Origin of the sequence: Mycobacterium sp. B14F4 (assembly GCF_039871645.1) — a bacterium.
Taxonomy (GTDB): Bacteria; Actinomycetota; Actinomycetes; order Mycobacteriales; family Mycobacteriaceae; genus Mycobacterium.
Genome location: NZ_JBDPMF010000009.1, coordinates 38,012 through 54,361 on the forward strand (window position 1 = coordinate 38,012; position 16,350 = coordinate 54,361).

Annotated in this window: 8 protein-coding genes; all 8 read right to left on the bottom strand. The window is 67.7% G+C overall.

The window, feature by feature from the left end; all coding sequences use genetic code 11:
* Positions 1-7 precede the first annotated feature (7 nt).
* The 8 genes from ABGB19_RS21880 to ABGB19_RS21915 all read right to left on the bottom strand — a co-directional run bounded on the left by ABGB19_RS21880 (position 8) and on the right by ABGB19_RS21915 (position 16,345).
* Positions 8-946 carry a crotonase/enoyl-CoA hydratase family protein gene (locus tag ABGB19_RS21880; RefSeq protein ID WP_347688094.1) on the bottom strand — a complete coding sequence of 313 codons (939 nt, stop codon included), beginning with the start codon at positions 944-946 and terminating at the stop codon, positions 8-10.
* Entirely contained in the window at positions 943-2,598 is a 1,656-nt protein-coding gene (locus ABGB19_RS21885; RefSeq protein WP_347688095.1) for an acyl-CoA dehydrogenase family protein, read from the bottom strand. Before ABGB19_RS21885 ends, ABGB19_RS21880 begins: the two co-directional genes overlap by 4 nt.
* Positions 2,599-2,663: 65 nt before the next feature.
* Positions 2,664-3,854, bottom strand: coding sequence for a phosphatase PAP2 family protein (locus tag ABGB19_RS21890; protein ID WP_347688096.1), 1,191 nt, complete (start codon positions 3,852-3,854; stop codon positions 2,664-2,666).
* Between the two features lie 75 nt (positions 3,855-3,929).
* Entirely contained in the window at positions 3,930-4,682 is a 753-nt protein-coding gene (locus tag ABGB19_RS21895; protein ID WP_347688097.1) for a deoxyribonuclease IV, read from the bottom strand.
* Positions 4,683-4,833: 151 nt separating this feature from the next.
* A complete protein-coding gene (locus ABGB19_RS21900; protein WP_347688098.1) occupies positions 4,834-8,826 on the bottom strand; it encodes a DNA-directed RNA polymerase subunit beta' in 3,993 nt (1,330 codons plus the stop codon).
* 60 nt (positions 8,827-8,886) lie between these two features.
* Entirely contained in the window at positions 8,887-12,387 is a 3,501-nt protein-coding gene (locus ABGB19_RS21905; protein ID WP_347688099.1) for a DNA-directed RNA polymerase subunit beta, read from the bottom strand.
* Positions 12,388-12,657: 270 nt separating this feature from the next.
* Entirely contained in the window at positions 12,658-14,469 is a 1,812-nt protein-coding gene (locus ABGB19_RS21910) for a hypothetical protein (RefSeq protein ID WP_347688100.1), read from the bottom strand.
* Positions 14,470-14,551: 82 nt separating this feature from the next.
* Positions 14,552-16,345: an alpha/beta hydrolase gene (locus tag ABGB19_RS21915; protein ID WP_347688101.1), complete on the bottom strand. Its 1,794-nt coding sequence runs from the start codon at positions 16,343-16,345 to the stop codon at positions 14,552-14,554.
* Positions 16,346-16,350: the final 5 nt, after the last annotated feature.

A 16,350-nucleotide genomic window follows, 5' to 3' on the forward strand; every position in this document is an offset into this window, starting at 1 on the left:
TGCGGCGCTACACCCCGGACGTCTTACGGCCGTGGTCGCCGAACGGTTCGTCACGCTGGCGCACCGCCTCGCGGAATCCGTGCTCGCGCGACTGCGCGACGAACGCGTGTCCCTCGGGAGTGTGTCGGGCGATGCCGTCGAACACGGTCGAGATCATCGCGCTGTTGGCCACCCCCTGGTTGAGCAGTGCGGAGTTCATCGCCAGCTTCACCATGATCAGCTGGTTGATCGGCACTGCGGCGATCCGCGAGACCAGCCGCTCGGTGCGCTCGTCCAGGTCGGCGGCATCCGGGGCCTCCACCGCGAGTCCCCACTCGGCCGCCTGCGCGCCGGTGATCGAATCACCGGTCAGCAGAAGCCGTTTCGCCCGCTGGTCACCCAGACGGTGCGCCCACATGCCCGCCGCAGGCACCCCCCAGACCCGGGTGGGCGGGTAGCCGATCTTGGCGTCGGCGGCCGCGATCACCTGGTCGGCGTGCAGCGCGATGTCGGTGCCGCCCGCCACGCAGTAGCCGTGAATCTTGACCACCGTGGGCTTGTCGCAGTGCAGCAGGCTCGAGAAGCCGCGGACGAAGCGGCTCATCATCTGGTAGTCGATCATGGGGTCCCACGGCTGGTCGGGCAGGTGGTTGATCGCCTGCGTCCGCCCGGACAGCACGGTGTCGCGGTACGGGCTGCCCCCACCCGCCGACGAGGATCCCTCGGCGTAGGCGGACAGGTCGAAGCCGGCGCAGAACCCCTCGCCGCGACCGGAAACCAGGATCACGTGCACGTTCGGGTCGAGATCCGCCCGCTCCACCAACGCCGACAACTCCAGCGGCGTGTCGGCGACGATCGCGTTGCCCTTCTCCGGGCGGTTGAAGGTGATGCGGGCAACCCGGTCGGTGACCTCGTAGGTCATCGTCTTGAGGTTGTCGAAGTCGACGGGCCTGATGGCGTGCGTCATCCCTTGTCTGTCCTCCTCGCGTCCGGAGCCTTGACCAGCGCCCGCTCGAGAATCGGCGCGAGATCCAGTCCGGTGGGCAGCGTTCCGAACGCACCGCCCCAGGCCCCGCCCATCCGGGTGGCCAGGAACGCCTCCGCGACGGCGGGATGCCCGTGGCGCACCAGCAGCGAGCCCTGAAGCGCCAGCGCGATGTCCTCGGCGACCTTGCGGGCGCGGTACTGGATGGTCTCCAGGTCGCCCAGCGCCGGCCGCAGCCCCTCCACGAACTGGTCGAGTCGCGGATCCGAGCCGTTCGTCACCGCCAGCTCGTCGAACAGCACATCGACGCATTCCGGCCGAGTTGCCATGGCGCGCAACGTATCCAATGCGCTGACGTTGCCCGAACCCTCCCAGATGCCCATCAGCGGCGCCTCGCGGTACAGCCTCGGCATGCCCGAGTCCTCGACATAACCGTTGCCGCCCAGGCACTCCATGGCCTCGGCCGCGTGCGGGGTCGCCCGCTTGCACACCCAGTACTTGCCGGCGGCCAGGCCGATCCGACGCAGCAGGGTCTCGCGCTCGTCGCCGCGCACCGCGGCGTCCGTGGCGCCGGCCATCCGCATCGCGACGATCGTCGCGGCCTCCGCCTCGACCGCGAGGTCGGCCAGCACGTTGCGCATCAGCGGCTGGTCGATCAGATACTCGCCGAACGCCTTTCGGTGTTGGGCGTGGTGGATTGCGCGGGCCAGGCCGTTGCGCATGCTCGTCGCGCTGCCGAGCGTGCAGTCCAGCCGCGTCAGGTTGACCATCTCGATGATGGTCGGCACACCGCGACCTTCCTCGCCCACCAGCCAGGCCGTGGCCCCGTCGTACTCCACCTCGCTTGAGGCGTTGGCGTGGTTGCCGAGCTTGTCCTTCAGCCGCTGCAGGAACATGCGGTTGCGGCTGCCGTCGGGCAGGATCCGCGGCAGCATGAAGCAACTCAGGCCGCCGGGCGCCTGCGCCAGCACGAGGAAGATGTCGCACATCGGCGCCGAGGTGAACCATTTGTGGCCCCGCAGCGAGTAGCTGCCGTCGCCGTTCGGCGTCGCCTCGGTGGCGCCCGCGCGCACGTCCGAGCCGCCCTGCTTCTCGGTCATCGACATGCCCGCGGTGATGCCGGCCTTCGCGGTGGGCACCTTGAGCTCGGGGTCGTAGTCGCGGCTGACCAGCAGCGGCTCGTAGACCGCGGCCAACTCCGGGCTGTTGCGCAGGGCCGGGACGACGGCGTAGGTCATCGAGATCGGGCAGATGTGGCCCGGTTCGGGCGTCCACACCGAGGTCTTGGCCGCGCGGACGACGTGGGCGCCGGGCCGGTCGTCCGCCCACGGCGCGGCGTGCAGGCCGTGGCGGATCGCCACGGTCATCAGCTCGTGGTAGGCGGGGTCGTATTCGACCTCGTCGACGCGGTGGCCGTAGCGGTCATGCGTCTGCAGCACCGGGCGGTTCCGGTCGGCCAGCTCGCCCCAGCGTTGCGCCTGCCGAGAGCCCGCGAGCGCGCCCAGGTCGGCGACCTCCTCGAGGCCCCACTCCCCGCCCTCGCGGATCAGCGCCTCGGTGAGCACCGGCGACGTCGCCGGGTTGTAGTCCTCCAGCGGAGGTACCTGATTGGTGACGACGTGCGTGTCTGACATACCGCCACTATTACACTTTGTCCGACAGCTGCACAATAGGCGTAATGAGCACGCTCCATCGCGTGTCAGCGGCTGTCGAGTTCGGCGACCTCTCGGCGACCGGGCTCGGACACCGGAACGGGATGCGCATCGGCGCGATCGGGTCCCACAGGCGGTTGCTCGCCCATCCAGTCGTACTCCGGTGCGACGTCCCGCGACTGTTCCGCGCTGCCCGACGCCCCGGTTCGCCGCCGCCTCTCGTAGCGGTTGAGGACGAGTATCACCGCGGCGGCCAGCGCCCAGCCGAGCAGAATGTCGACGACGTAGTGCTCGGCGGTGTACACCAGCGTGAAGGCCATCAGGAGCACATAGGCCACCAGCAGTGGACGCCACGCTCCGTGCACCCGACGCCACAGGAAGGCCGCGACCGCCGCCGTCATGCCCGCATGCAGGGACGGGATCGCTGCCACCAGGTTGACGCTGGCTTGGCCCGCATCGAGCAGCGCGCTGGCGGTGTGCATGTTCAGGTTGCCCCAGCCGCGGCCGACGATCCGCTCGATCCACGGGTTCGCGCCGTCCTGACTGGATTGCATCGCCCCGAGGACACCGCCGTCAGGCACTCCGCGCGCCGATCGGAACATGCACCGCGCGTTCGCCGGTCCTCCTTCGACGTCGGCCGCGGTGCACCGGGCCGCTGCCCACGGCGGCGCGGCGGGCACCGTGGCGTATATGACCAAACCTGCAATATTCAAGCCGACGAACAAGCGCACGAACGTTTTCCACACCTCGCGGTCGCGCAGCCACAGCACGCCGGCCACCACGTACGGCAGAACGAAGAACGACATGTACACGCAGCTGAGGACGACTTCCCACCACGGGGGCTGCGCTTGCTTGAGCTCTGCTTGCAGCCACACCGTCGGCACGGTCCCGCTGAACAGCCAGCGATCGGCCTCGGCCGGCCAATGCCACAACGTCGGGCGACCGATCATGTCCGCTGCGCCCCTGCTCAAGTCGTAGGCGAGCAAGATCAGCGCGAACGGCAGCCAGTCACGGATGACGTAGAGCATGCGACGTCCCTGCCCGATGCTCGCAGCCAGCAGCCCGGTCGCGATGTAGAGCAGCACCAGTTCCCGGTTGAACGCGAAACCCGTGGTGATGGTCCGGTAGATGATGACCGCCGCCCAGACCGCGACGGCGACGCGTCGCACGACCGTGACCCAACGGGTTCGCAAGTCGGCGCGCGGAACCGCAATTGACGACTCGTCGACCACGGCCACTCAGATGAATCTAGTTCACGTCGAGGTCACCGGCAGTTAGAGGGCCGTTCGGTTAGCGGATCGTGACCAGAACTCCTAGTCGAGGTGTTCACGAAGGAACGCGATGTCGTCCTTGCGGCCCTCATCCGAGGTCTCGCAGATGACCGGCGCGTCCGCGGCCTGAACCACCGCGACCAGCAGCTGTGGGTCGATCTGGCCGGTGCCGAAGTTGGCGTGCCGGTCCGCGCCCGACCCGGCGGCGTCGCGGGAGTCGTTGCAGTGCACCAGGTCGATGCGCCCGGTGATCGCCTTGATGCGGTCGACGGCGTCGATCAGCGCCTCACCGGCCGCCCACGCGTGGCAGGTGTCCAGGCAGAACCCGATGCCCTTGTCGCCGATGTGGTCCCACAGCCGCGCGATGACGTCGAAGTGCCGCGCCATCGCGTGGTCGCCGCCCGCCGTGTTCTCCAGGTACACCGGCACGTCGGTCTCGAGGTAGTCCAGCGCCTTGACCCAGCGCTCGAAGCCGGCCTCCCAGTCCTTGTCGTCGGCATGACCGCCGTGCACGATGACAGCGGTCGCGCCGATCTCGGCCGCCGCGTCGCAGGTGTCCTGCAGGATCTTGCGCGACGGGATGCGCACCCGGTTGTTGGCCGACGCGACGTTGATCAGATAGGGCGCGTGGACGTAGAGCGGCATGCTGGACGCCTTGAGCACCTCGGCGTCCTCCCGCGGTTTCGGCTTCTTCCAGCTCTGCGGGTTGCCGAGGAAGAACTGCACCACATCGGCGCCGTCCGCCGCGGCGTCGGCCAGAGGGTCGTCTCCGTGTACATGCGAACCAATGAGCACGCGTCCGAGTCTAGGCGCGGGCGACGACAGGCCAACACCGGCCGAGTGTGGACTTATGTCACGCAAAACTCGCGCGAACGTGCCATAACCCCACACTCGCCGACACGAAAAAGCCCCCGCACGAATGCGGGGGCTTCTCCGTCGAACTGCGCTAGCGATAGTCGCTGTAGCCGTAGTCGTCCAGCGGCACCGCGGCACCGGTGGCCTGGCCGAAGTCCGGGCTGTAGTACTGATCCTCGTAGGACGGGATCGTGTACGCGGCGGCCCGGGCCTCCTCGGTCGGCTGCACCTGGATGTTGCGGTACCGGCTGATGCCCGTACCGGCCGGGATCAGCTTGCCGATGATCACGTTCTCCTTCAGACCGTTCAGCCTGTCGCTGCGGCAGTTGATCGCCGCATCGGTCAGCACGCGAGTGGTCTCCTGGAACGACGCCGCCGACAGCCACGAGTCGGTGGCCAGCGACGCCTTCGTGATACCCATCAGCACCGGGCGGCCCGCCGCGGGCTCGCCGCCCTCGGCGACCACCCGACGGTTCTCGGCCTCGAACTCCGCACGCTCGGTCAGCGAGCCGGGCAGGAACTCCGTCGAACCCGAGTCGATGATCGTGACGCGACGCAGCATCTGCCGGACGATCACCTCGATGTGCTTGTCGTGGATCGACACACCCTGAGCGCGGTAGACCTCCTGGACCTCCTTGACGAGGTGGATCTGCACCTCGCGGGGGCCCTGGACGCGCAGCACCTCGTGCGGGTCGGCCGAGCCTTCCATCAGCTGCTGGCCCACCTCGACGTGGTCGCCGTCGGTCAGCAGCCGCTCGGTGCCGTCGTCGTGCTTGAACACCTTCAGGCGCTGACGACGAGACAGCTTGTCGTACACCACTTCCTCGCCGCCATCGTCGGGGATGACGGTGATCTTGTAGAAGCGCTCGCCCTCTTCGAGGCGCACCCGTCCGGTGACGTCGGCGATCGGCGCCTTGTCCCGCGGGATACGGGCCTCGAACAGTTCCTGCACGCGCGGCAGACCACCGACGATGTCGCTACCACCGGACACACCGCCCTGGTGGAAGGTACGCATGGTCAGCTGCGTGCCGGGCTCACCGATCGACTGCGCGGCGACGATGCCGACCGCCTCGCCGATGTCGACGAGCTTGCCCGTCGCCATCGAGCGGCCGTAGCACATCGCGCACACCCCGGTGCCGGTCGTGCAGGTCAACACGGAGCGGACCTTGACCTCGGTGATCCCGGCGGCCAGCAGCGCCTCGATCGCCGGGTCGCCGAGGTCGTGGCCCCGGGCCACGACGACGTTGCCCTTCTCGTCGACGGCATCGGTGGCCAGCGTCCGCGCGTAGGCCGAGGTCTCGATGTGCTGATCGCGCACCAAGGTGGGCCCACCATCAGGCGAGTCCTGGCGCTCGGCCAGCTTGACCAACACGCCGCGCTCGGTCTCGCAGTCGGTCTCGCGAACGATGACGTCCTGGCTCACGTCGACCAGACGACGGGTCAGGTAGCCCGAGTCGGCGGTACGAAGAGCGGTGTCCGCCAGACCCTTTCGGGCGCCGTGGGTGTTGATGAAGTACTCCAGCACCGTCAGGCCCTCGCGGAACGAGGACTTGATCGGACGCGGGATGAACTCACCCTTCGGGTTGGTCACCAGACCCTTCATGCCGGCCAGCGTCCGGGTCTGCGTGAAGTTACCCGTCGCACCGGAGTCCACGATCGTGATGATCGGGTTGTCGCTCGGGTAGTGGTCCCGCAGCGCCTTACCGACCTCTTCGGTGGCGTCCTGCCAGATCTTGACCAGGGCCTCGTTGCGCTCGTCGTGGTTGAGCGCACCGCGCTGGTACTTCTTCTCGATCTGGTCCGCTTCCTTCTCGTAGCGGTCCAGGATCTCCTGCTTCTGCGGCGGCACCAACACGTCGGCCATCGACACGGTGACACCGGAACGGGTGGCCCAGTAGAAACCGGCGTCCTTGAGCTTGTCCACGGTCTGCGCGACCACGATCATCGGGTAGCGCTCGGCCAGATCGTTGACGATGCGGGCCTGCACCTTCTTGTGCATCTGCTCGTTGACGAACGGATACGCCTGCGGCAGAAGCTCGTTGAAGAGCACCCGGCCCAGCGTGGTCTCCGCGGTCCAGGCATCGCCCGGCTTCCAGCCACCGGCGCTGGGCGCCGAAGAGTCGCTGGAGCCGAACAGCTCGGCCTCGAGGTCGGCGGGCGGACGCAGCTGCGTGAGCCGCACCCGGATCTTGGCCCGCACACTCAGCGCGCCGCGGTCCAGCGCCATGATCGCCTCGGCGGGTGAGCTGTACACACCGGTCTCCGGCTGATCCTTGGCGGCAGGCGTGTATTCGCCGGTGTCGCCGTCGATCATCGTCGTCAGGAAGTACAGCCCGGTCACCATGTCCAGACGCGGCATGGCCAGCGGACGGCCCGACGCGGGCGACAGGATGTTGTTCGACGACAGCATCAGGATGCGCGCCTCGGCCTGCGCCTCCGCCGACAGCGGCAGGTGCACGGCCATCTGGTCACCGTCGAAGTCCGCGTTGAACGCCTCGCAGACGAGCGGGTGCAGCTGAATGGCCTTGCCCTCCACCAGCTGCGGCTCGAAAGCCTGGATGCCGAGGCGGTGCAGCGTGGGTGCGCGGTTCAGCAGCACGGGGTGCTCGCCGATGACCTCTTCGAGGACGTCCCACACCTGCGGACGCTGCCGCTCCACCATCCGCTTGGCGCTCTTGATGTTCTGCGCGTGGTTCAGGTCGACCAGACGCTTCATCACGAACGGCTTGAACAGCTCGAGCGCCATCAGCTTGGGCAGACCGCACTGGTGCAGCTTGAGCTGCGGGCCCACCACGATGACCGAACGGCCCGAGTAGTCGACGCGCTTACCGAGCAGGTTCTGCCGGAACCGGCCCTGCTTGCCCTTCAGCAAGTCGCTCAACGACTTCAGCGGACGGTTGCCCGGTCCGGTGACCGGACGGCCGCGGCGGCCGTTGTCGAACAGCGCGTCCACCGACTCCTGAAGCATGCGCTTCTCGTTGTTGACGATGATCTCGGGCGCGCCGAGGTCGATCAGCCTCTTGAGCCGGTTGTTGCGGTTGATCACCCGGCGGTAAAGGTCGTTGAGGTCCGACGTCGCGAAGCGGCCACCGTCGAGCTGGACCATCGGGCGCAGCTCCGGCGGGATCACCGGCACCGCGTCGAGCACCATGCCCATCGGCGAGTTGCTGTTCGTCTGGAACGCCGCGACCACCTTGAGCCGCTTGAGGGCGCGAAGCTTTTTCTGCCCCTTGCCGTTCTTGATGACGTCGCGCAGTTCGTCGGCCTCGGCGTCGATGTCGAAGTTCTCGATCAGCCGCTTGATGGCCTCGGCGCCCATCGCGCCCTGGAAGTACTCGCCGTAGCGGTCCTGCAGCTCGCGGTAGAGCACCTCGTCGACGATGAGCTGCTTGGGCGCCAGCTTGGTGAAGGTACTCCAGATCTCCTCCAGCCGGTCCAGCTCACGCTGGGCCCGGTCGCGGATCTGGCGCATCTCACGCTCGCCGCCGTCGCGCACCTTGCGGCGCACGTCGCTCTTGGCGCCTTCCTTCTCCAGCTCGGCCAGGTCGGCCTCGAGCTTCTGGCTGCGCTCGGCCAGGTCGAGGTCACGCTGGTCCTCGACGGCCTTGCGCTCGACGACCATCTCGGCCTCGAGCGTGGACAGCTCGTTGTGGCGCATCTCGTCGTCGACGTCGGTGATGACGTACGCGGCGAAGTAGATGATCTTCTCGAGATCCTTGGGTGCCAGGTCGAGCAGGTAGCCCAGCCGGCTCGGCACACCCTTGAAGTACCAGATGTGCGTGACCGGCGCGGCCAGCTCGATGTGGCCCATCCGCTCACGACGCACCTTCGCGCGGGTCACCTCGACGCCGCAGCGCTCGCAGATGATGCCCTTGAAGCGGACGCGCTTGTACTTGCCGCAGTAGCACTCCCAGTCGCGAGTCGGTCCGAAGATCTTCTCGCAGAACAGGCCGTCCTTCTCGGGCTTGAGCGTGCGGTAGTTGATGGTCTCCGGCTTCTTGACCTCGCCGTAGGACCAGTTACGGATGTCGTCCGCGGTGGCGAGGCCGATGCGGAGTTCATCGAAGAAGTTGACGTCTAGCACGTAACTCCCTTTCCCCTTTCGGGATTAGAAAACTATTGGGCACCACGGCTGAGCCGTGAATCAGGCTAGGTCCTCGACGGACGCAGATTCGTTGCGCGACAGGTTGATTCCCAGGTTCGCCGCGGCCCGCTCCAGGTCCTCGTCGTCGCCGTCGCGCATCTCGATCGCGGCGCCGTCACTCGACAGCACCTCGACGTTGAGGCACAGCGACTGAAGTTCCTTGAGCAGCACCTTGAACGACTCGGGGATGCCCGGCTCGGGGATGTTCTCGCCCTTGACGATCGCCTCGTACACCTTGACCCGGCCGACGGTGTCGTCGGACTTGATGGTCAACAGCTCCTGCAGCGTGTACGCCGCGCCGTAGGCCTGCATGGCCCAGCACTCCATCTCGCCGAACCGCTGGCCACCGAACTGCGCCTTACCGCCCAGCGGCTGCTGGGTGATCATCGAGTACGGGCCGGTGGACCGCGCGTGGATCTTGTCGTCCACCAGGTGGTGCAGCTTGAGGATGTACATGTAGCCGACCGTCACCGGGTACGGGAACGGTTCGCCACTGCGGCCGTCGAACAGCTCGGCCTTGCCGTCGGCGTCCACCATCGTCTCGCCGTCGCGGTTGGGCAGCGTCGCCCCGAGCAGGCCCTGCAGCTCGTTCTCGCGGGCGCCGTCGAACACCGGCGTCGACACGATGGTGTTCGGCTCGGCCTCCAGCAGCTCCTGCGGCAACGCGCTCGCCCAGTCCGGCGAACCGTTGATCTTCCAGCCGGCCTTGGCCACCCAGCCCAGGTGCGTCTCGAGGATCTGGCCGATGTTCATGCGGCGCGGCACACCGTGGGTGTTGAGGATGATGTCCACCGGCGTGCCGTCGGGCAGGAACGGCATGTCCTCGACGGGCAGGATCTTGCCGATGACGCCCTTGTTGCCGTGGCGTCCGGCCAGCTTGTCGCCGTCGGAGATCTTGCGCTTCTGCGCGACGTAGACGCGCACCAACTCGTTGACGCCGGCGGGCAGCTCGTCGTCGTCCTCACGGGAGAACACGCGGATGCCGATGACCTTGCCGGACTCACCGTGCGGCACCTTCAGCGACGTGTCGCGGACCTCGCGCGCCTTCTCCCCGAAGATCGCGCGGAGCAACCGCTCCTCCGGGGTCAGCTCGGTCTCACCCTTCGGGGTGACCTTGCCGACCAGGATGTCGCCGTCGCGGACCTCGGCGCCGATGCGGACGATGCCGCGTTCGTCGAGATCGGCCAGCACCTCATCGGAGACGTTCGGGATGTCCCGGGTGATCTCCTCGGCGCCCAGCTTGGTGTCGCGGGCGTCGATCTCGTGCTCCTCGATGTGGATCGAGGTGAGCACGTCCTCTTCGACCAGGCGGTTGGAGAGGATGATCGCGTCCTCGTAGTTGTGGCCCTCCCACGGCATGATCGCCACGAGCAGGTTCTTGCCCAGTGCCATCTCGCCGTTCTGGGTGCACGGACCGTCCGCGATCACCTGGCCGGCCTCGACCCGATCGCCGGCGTCGACGATCGGGCGCTGGTTGGCGCAGGTGCCGTGGTTGGACCTGGCGAACTTGCGCATCCGGTAGGTGTGCCGGGTGCCGTCGTCGGCCATCACGGTGATGTAGTCGGCGGAGACCTCCTCGACCACACCGGCCTTGTCGGACACGACGACGTCGCCGGCGTCGATCGCGGCGCGCAACTCCATGCCGGTGCCCACCAGCGGTGCCTCGCTGCGCACCAGCGGAACCGCCTGGCGCTGCATGTTGGCACCCATCAGGGCGCGGTTGGCGTCGTCGTGCTCGAGGAACGGGATCATGGCCGTCGCGACCGACACCATCTGGCGCGGCGAGACGTCCATGTAGTCGACCTCGGCCGCCGACACGAACTCGACCTCGCCGCCCTTGCGGCGGACCAGGACGCGCTCCTCTTCGAAGCGGCCGTTCGCGTCGATCGGCGAGTTGGCCTGCGCCACGACGTGGCGGTCCTCCTCGTCGGCCGTCAGGTACTCGATGTCGTCGGAGACCACACCGTCGACCACCTTGCGGTACGGCGTCTCGATGAAGCCGAACGGGTTCACCCGCGCGTACACCGACAGCGAGCCGATCAAGCCGATGTTCGGCCCCTCGGGGGTCTCGATCGGGCACATGCGGCCGTAGTGGCTCGAGTGCACGTCGCGGACCTCGAGGCCTGCGCGCTCACGGGACAGACCACCCGGGCCCAGCGCCGACAGGCGACGCTTGTGGGTCAGACCCGACAGCGGATTGTTCTGGTCCATGAACTGCGACAGCTGGCTGGTGCCGAAGAACTCCTTGATCGCCGCCACGACGGGACGGATGTTGATCAGGGTCTGCGGCGTGATCGCCTCGACGTCCTGGGTCGTCATGCGCTCGCGCACGACGCGCTCCATCCGCGACAGGCCGACCCGGATCTGGTTCTGGATCAGCTCGCCGACAGTGCGCAGCCGACGGTTGCCGAAGTGGTCGATGTCGTCGACCTCGACGGGCACCTCGGAGCCACCCGGCACGGTCATCGTCTTCTGACCGTCGTGCAGGCGCACCAGGTACTCGATGGTCGCGACGACGTCCTCTTCGGTCAGCGTCGAGCTGGTGATCGGCTGACCGACGTTCAGGCCCAGCTTCTTGTTGACCTTGTAACGGCCGACGCGGGCCAGGTCGTAGCGCTTCTCCTTGAAGAACAGGTTCTCCAGCAGGGTCTGCGCCGACTCCTTGGTCGGCGGCTCGCCCGGACGCAGCTTGCGGTAGATGTCCAGCAGCGCCTCGTCGGTGCCTGCGGTGTTGTCCTTCTCCAGCGTGCTCATCATGATCTCGCTGAAGCCGAACCGCTCGGTGATCTGCTCGTTGGTCCAGCCCAGCGCCTTGAGCAGCACGGTGACCGGCTGACGACGCTTGCGGTCGATGCGCACACCGACGGTGTCGCGCTTGTCGACGTCGAACTCCAGCCACGCACCGCGGCCGGGAATCACCTTGACGCTGTGCAGCGTCTTCTCGGTGGACTTGTCGATCGTCTCGTCGAAGTACACACCCGGCGAGCGGACCAGCTGGGACACCACGACGCGCTCGGTGCCGTTGATGATGAAGGTGCCCTTCTCGGTCATCATCGGGAAGTCGCCCATGAAGACCGTCTGGCTCTTGATCTCACCGGTGTTGTTGTTGATGAACTCGGCCGTGACGAACAGCGGGGCCGCGTACGTCATGTCCTTGTCTTTGCACTCGTCGACGGGCGCCTTCACCTCGTCGAAGCGCGGATCCGAGAACGACAGTGACATCGAGCCGGAGAAGTCCTCGATCGGCGAGAGCTCGGCGAGCACCTCTTCGAGGCCGCCGACGGGCGATTCCTCGCCGCGCTGCTTGGCCTTCTCACGCCAGCCGTCGGCGCCGACCAGCCATTCGAAGGACTCGGTTTGAACATCGAGCAGCCCGGGAACCTCGAGGGGCTCACGGAGCTTTGCAAAGGAAATTCGGTTCGGTGCTCCTGGGACGGAGTTTTTAGTAGCTTCTGCTGTCTTGCTTGGGCGGGACCCTGCCAAGATGCATCCTTCCAGCACCTCATGCGACTATCCGGAAGGCTGGAACGCCGGTCCGTCGGCCGCGATATCTGCGTCGGTTCGGCTGGCCTCTCACGACCACGATCTTCCCGAACGCACGGCACGCGACTAGGTCACTGAGCGGACTCAGGCCAGGACATCGGTGTCAGGTGCGGGTTTTAGGTGGGCAGGATGCAGCCAGCGCAACGTCCAACAGTACCGCAGGACGGCATATTCCTCAACATCCGCACGCAGGTGCGAACCGGGCGCTGGCTGGCGACTCGATCCCTCTCACCCATCCATACATTGCTGCCCAACAGATTGGCCCCTGGAAGCCTTCCCGTCAAGAGATAACACGCTGTTCGCTGTGGAGTTTTGCTTCGGGTCGACGGCCGTCGGGGCGCTCGGGTCGGCGGCACAGTTTCCGCTGAACTGGCTCAGCAGCGTCGTCGACTGCAGGAGGGCCTTGATGATCTGGTCGATGATCGTCAGCTGCGGCGCGGGCCCGGGGATCACGTAGGCCCGCGCGGGCCCGGCGCTCGTCTCGATCGTGATCACCTCGCCGCGCTCGCCGTAGAGCTCGTCGGTGTGGGTGTTGTTGAACCAGTCGGCGATCCAGCCCTGGGCGAGCAGCTGGACGGCCTCCACGTTGCGCGGCTGCGGGAACCCGGTCCCGATTCCGACCAGCAGGTTTGCGATCGCGTTGCTCGACTGCCACGCGTCGCCGTGGGCCCCGCCGATCACCTGCACGCCCACGAAGCCGGGCCGCACGCGCGCCAGCACCTCGGCCACGCCGCCGTAGTCGTTGAGGGGCCCCGGTTCGGCCGAGATGGCATAGACCGGGATGTCCAGCGGGATCTTGTTCACGCCCCGCTCGATCGCCCCTCCGATCGGGGAGCTGTCGAAGAGCAGCACGCCGGCCATGTCGTGCAGGCGGTCGGCCGGGGCGAACTGCGCGTAGTAGCCCGCAGCGCCGCCGGCGGTCTGGCCGCCGCCCGAGTGCCCGGCGATGACGAACCGCTGTGGCAGCGCGGTCCCGGTGAAGCCGGCCGCCTGGGCGCTGGCCAGCAATGCCGCCCGGTCCTCGTCGACGAAGAGGTTCGCGACCGCCGCGTGCATCTGCTCTCCGGCCATCTGGCAGCCGTCGCAGGCGAAGTAGTTCGAGGTGATCGACGGGGCGACGACGATCGCGTTGTTGCGCTCGGCGAGCTCGGCCGCCGTGTAGTTGTACATCCCGGCCCTGGCGAAGGCGCCGTGCTGGAAGTAGATGACCTTGTCCGGCTCACCCTCGGTCGGGAAATACCAGTCGGCGGAGGCCTGGTATCCGTCGCCGCAGTCGATCTCGAGAGTCGAGCGGCCGGCCCGGACCGTGCTGCCCGACGGAACCGCGGGCGGACCCTCGAACAGCGCGCCGAAGAAGTCGAAGACGCCGAAGAAGAGCGATCCGATGATGTTGATGAGGTTGGGCCGCGCCGGGGCGGGTTCGTCCGCCTCGACCGCCGACATCATGAAGCGCGCGGTCGACGGTTCGGCCTCGACCGGCGTCGGCGCCTCGCTCTCGACGGCGGTCACGACGGGCGGGATGTCCGCGGCTGCGCTCGGTTCCGCGGCCGGCTTCTCCGCTTTCTCGACGACGGCGGTGTCGTCGGCTATCACGGTCTCGGGTTCGGTCGCCCCGTCGAACTGGGTCACCGGGTCGCCGGTGTCGACGGTCTCGGGGTCACCCGACTCGTCGGCGGCCGACTCGTCGCTGGTGTCGGCAGGCGGATCCACCGTCTCGTCACCGCCGGACGACGTCTCTTCTTCAGGTTCTGCCGGCTCATCCTCAGCGGCTTCGGCTTCGTCGGCATCGTCGTCGGCGGGGGTCTCGTCGTGACGGTCCGCAGGATCATCGGTGTCGTCGACTCCGTCGCCGGCCGGATCCTGCGACGGTCCGTCGGGTGAGGCTGCGTTGTCAGCGGTGTCCGATTGCGATGACGTCACGCCGCCGTCCGCGCCCGACTCGGGATCAGCCGCCGCGACCGTCGCGCCGACCAGCATCGCCGCCGCCAGGCCGGCGGTGAGCACTCCCGCGCTCAGCCACACCAAGAAACGCTCAGCCACGGTGATCCCCTAACCCCCGGTTGCAGCAAACTGTAGCGAGCACTTTCACCGGCGGGGGCGGATTACTCCATCCGGGGCTCTGTCAGGCCGCGATGGGTTCCTGGCAGCTGCTCGCGGCGCCCATGGACGCGGTGACGCACGTCGGCTCGAAGGTGAAAATTCCGTTGCTGAGCGCGACGAACGGCTGCAGGAAGTTCAGTGGGAACCACTTGGTCAACGAGTTCGGCAGCGCCACGAGGGTCGCCGTACCGGCCGGTGTATCGAGCGAGAACTTCTCACCGATATCGAGGTAGACGCCCTGATCCTGGGTTCCAGCGAACATGTCGTTGACCCAGCCGACCATCAGCATCCGCGCGGCCGCGACGTTCTGACGCGTCGAGAAGCCCGACACCAGTTGCTGCGAGAACTGGATCAGCGGGTTACCGCCGCGCATCGCATCGACGTGCGAACCGCCGACCAATGTGACCCCGATGAATTCCCCGGGCCGGGCCTGCTGCAGCGCACTGCTTCCGACGCCGAACTGGTTCCAGAAGTACTTCGGCGCCGCAAGCTGGTAGATCGGGATCTCGTCGGGCACTTTCGCCAGTGATTCCACGGCCCCGTCGGCCAATGGCACACCGTCGAGCATGACGACCCCGGCAAGCCGGTCGATGCTGCCGTTGTCGGCCATGTAGCCGGCCGCGCCGATAACCGCCCCACCCCCGAGCGAGTGCCCCATCAGCACGACCCGGTCCGGAACCGGCCCCGCGTATCCGGCCGCGAGCGCGCTGTCCGCCAGCGCCGTGTTGCCGTCGGCGAAGAGGCCGGCGATCGCTTCGTGCATCGGCGGCGCGCCGAGCCAGCACGCATCGGCGGCAAGGAAATTCGAGGTGATCGACGGGGCGACCACGATGCTGTTCGTCTGCTTGGCGAGCGCGGCCGCGGTGTGGCTGTACCACGGCCCGGCGGCCAGGAACCCGTGCTGTAGGTAGATGAGCCGGTCGGGCGGCGGCTGCCCTTCCTCGGTGTTTGGGACATACCAGTCGGCGGGGACCTCGACGGTGTCGCCGTCGTCGCAGCCGCAGTTCAACACCAGGGTCGAACTGCGCACGGTGACGCCACTGTTCGCGGGCAGGATCGGGGGCCCGCCGATCAGCCGGGTCGCGAGAGCGTAGAGGTTGAACACGATCGTGCCGATCACCCGGATGATGGCGGGGATCTGCGGCGCGGTCGCATTCACGTTGACGGCCGCTGCGGTCGGGGCGGACGCGAACGCCACCGCCTGCACCGTCGGCGTCTCCGCGATGTCCTCGACGGGTTCGGCGATCACGACCGTCGTGCGTTCCTGTTCGACCGGGGGGCTCACCCGCGTCGGGTCGTCGTTGTCCCTGACGACGGCCTCGGTCCCGGATTCGGCCTCGATGGCGCCGCCGCGGTCGGGGTCGACGGCAGGCTTCGGTGTCGCCGGTGCGGTGGTTGCCCGGTCTGTGCGGTCGCTGTCCGCGTCGTCCTTGGCGGCGTCCTCGTCCTTGACGGCGTCCTCGGCTTCGGTGTCGCCCCCGGCCGGGTCGGCGGGCTCCTCCCCGGCTGGTTCCTGCTCAGCCGGCTCCTGCTCGGCCGGTTCCTCCTCGTCGGCATCGGGATCGGTCGCGCCGGGATCGTCGGGAGTCGTCTCGTCGGAGTCCTCGTGGTTCGGGTCGCTGTCGTTCGGGCCGCTTCCGACGGTCGAACCCGTCTCGTCGTCACCGGTGTTCGACGGCTCGGAGGTACTCGTGCTCGTGCCGCCGCCGTCGGATGCGTCGTCGGCGATCGCCACGGCCGCACCAGCGACCATCGCCGCCGACATGCCCGCCGTGATGACCCCGGCACTCACCCACACCAGAAACCGGTCGACCATGACCC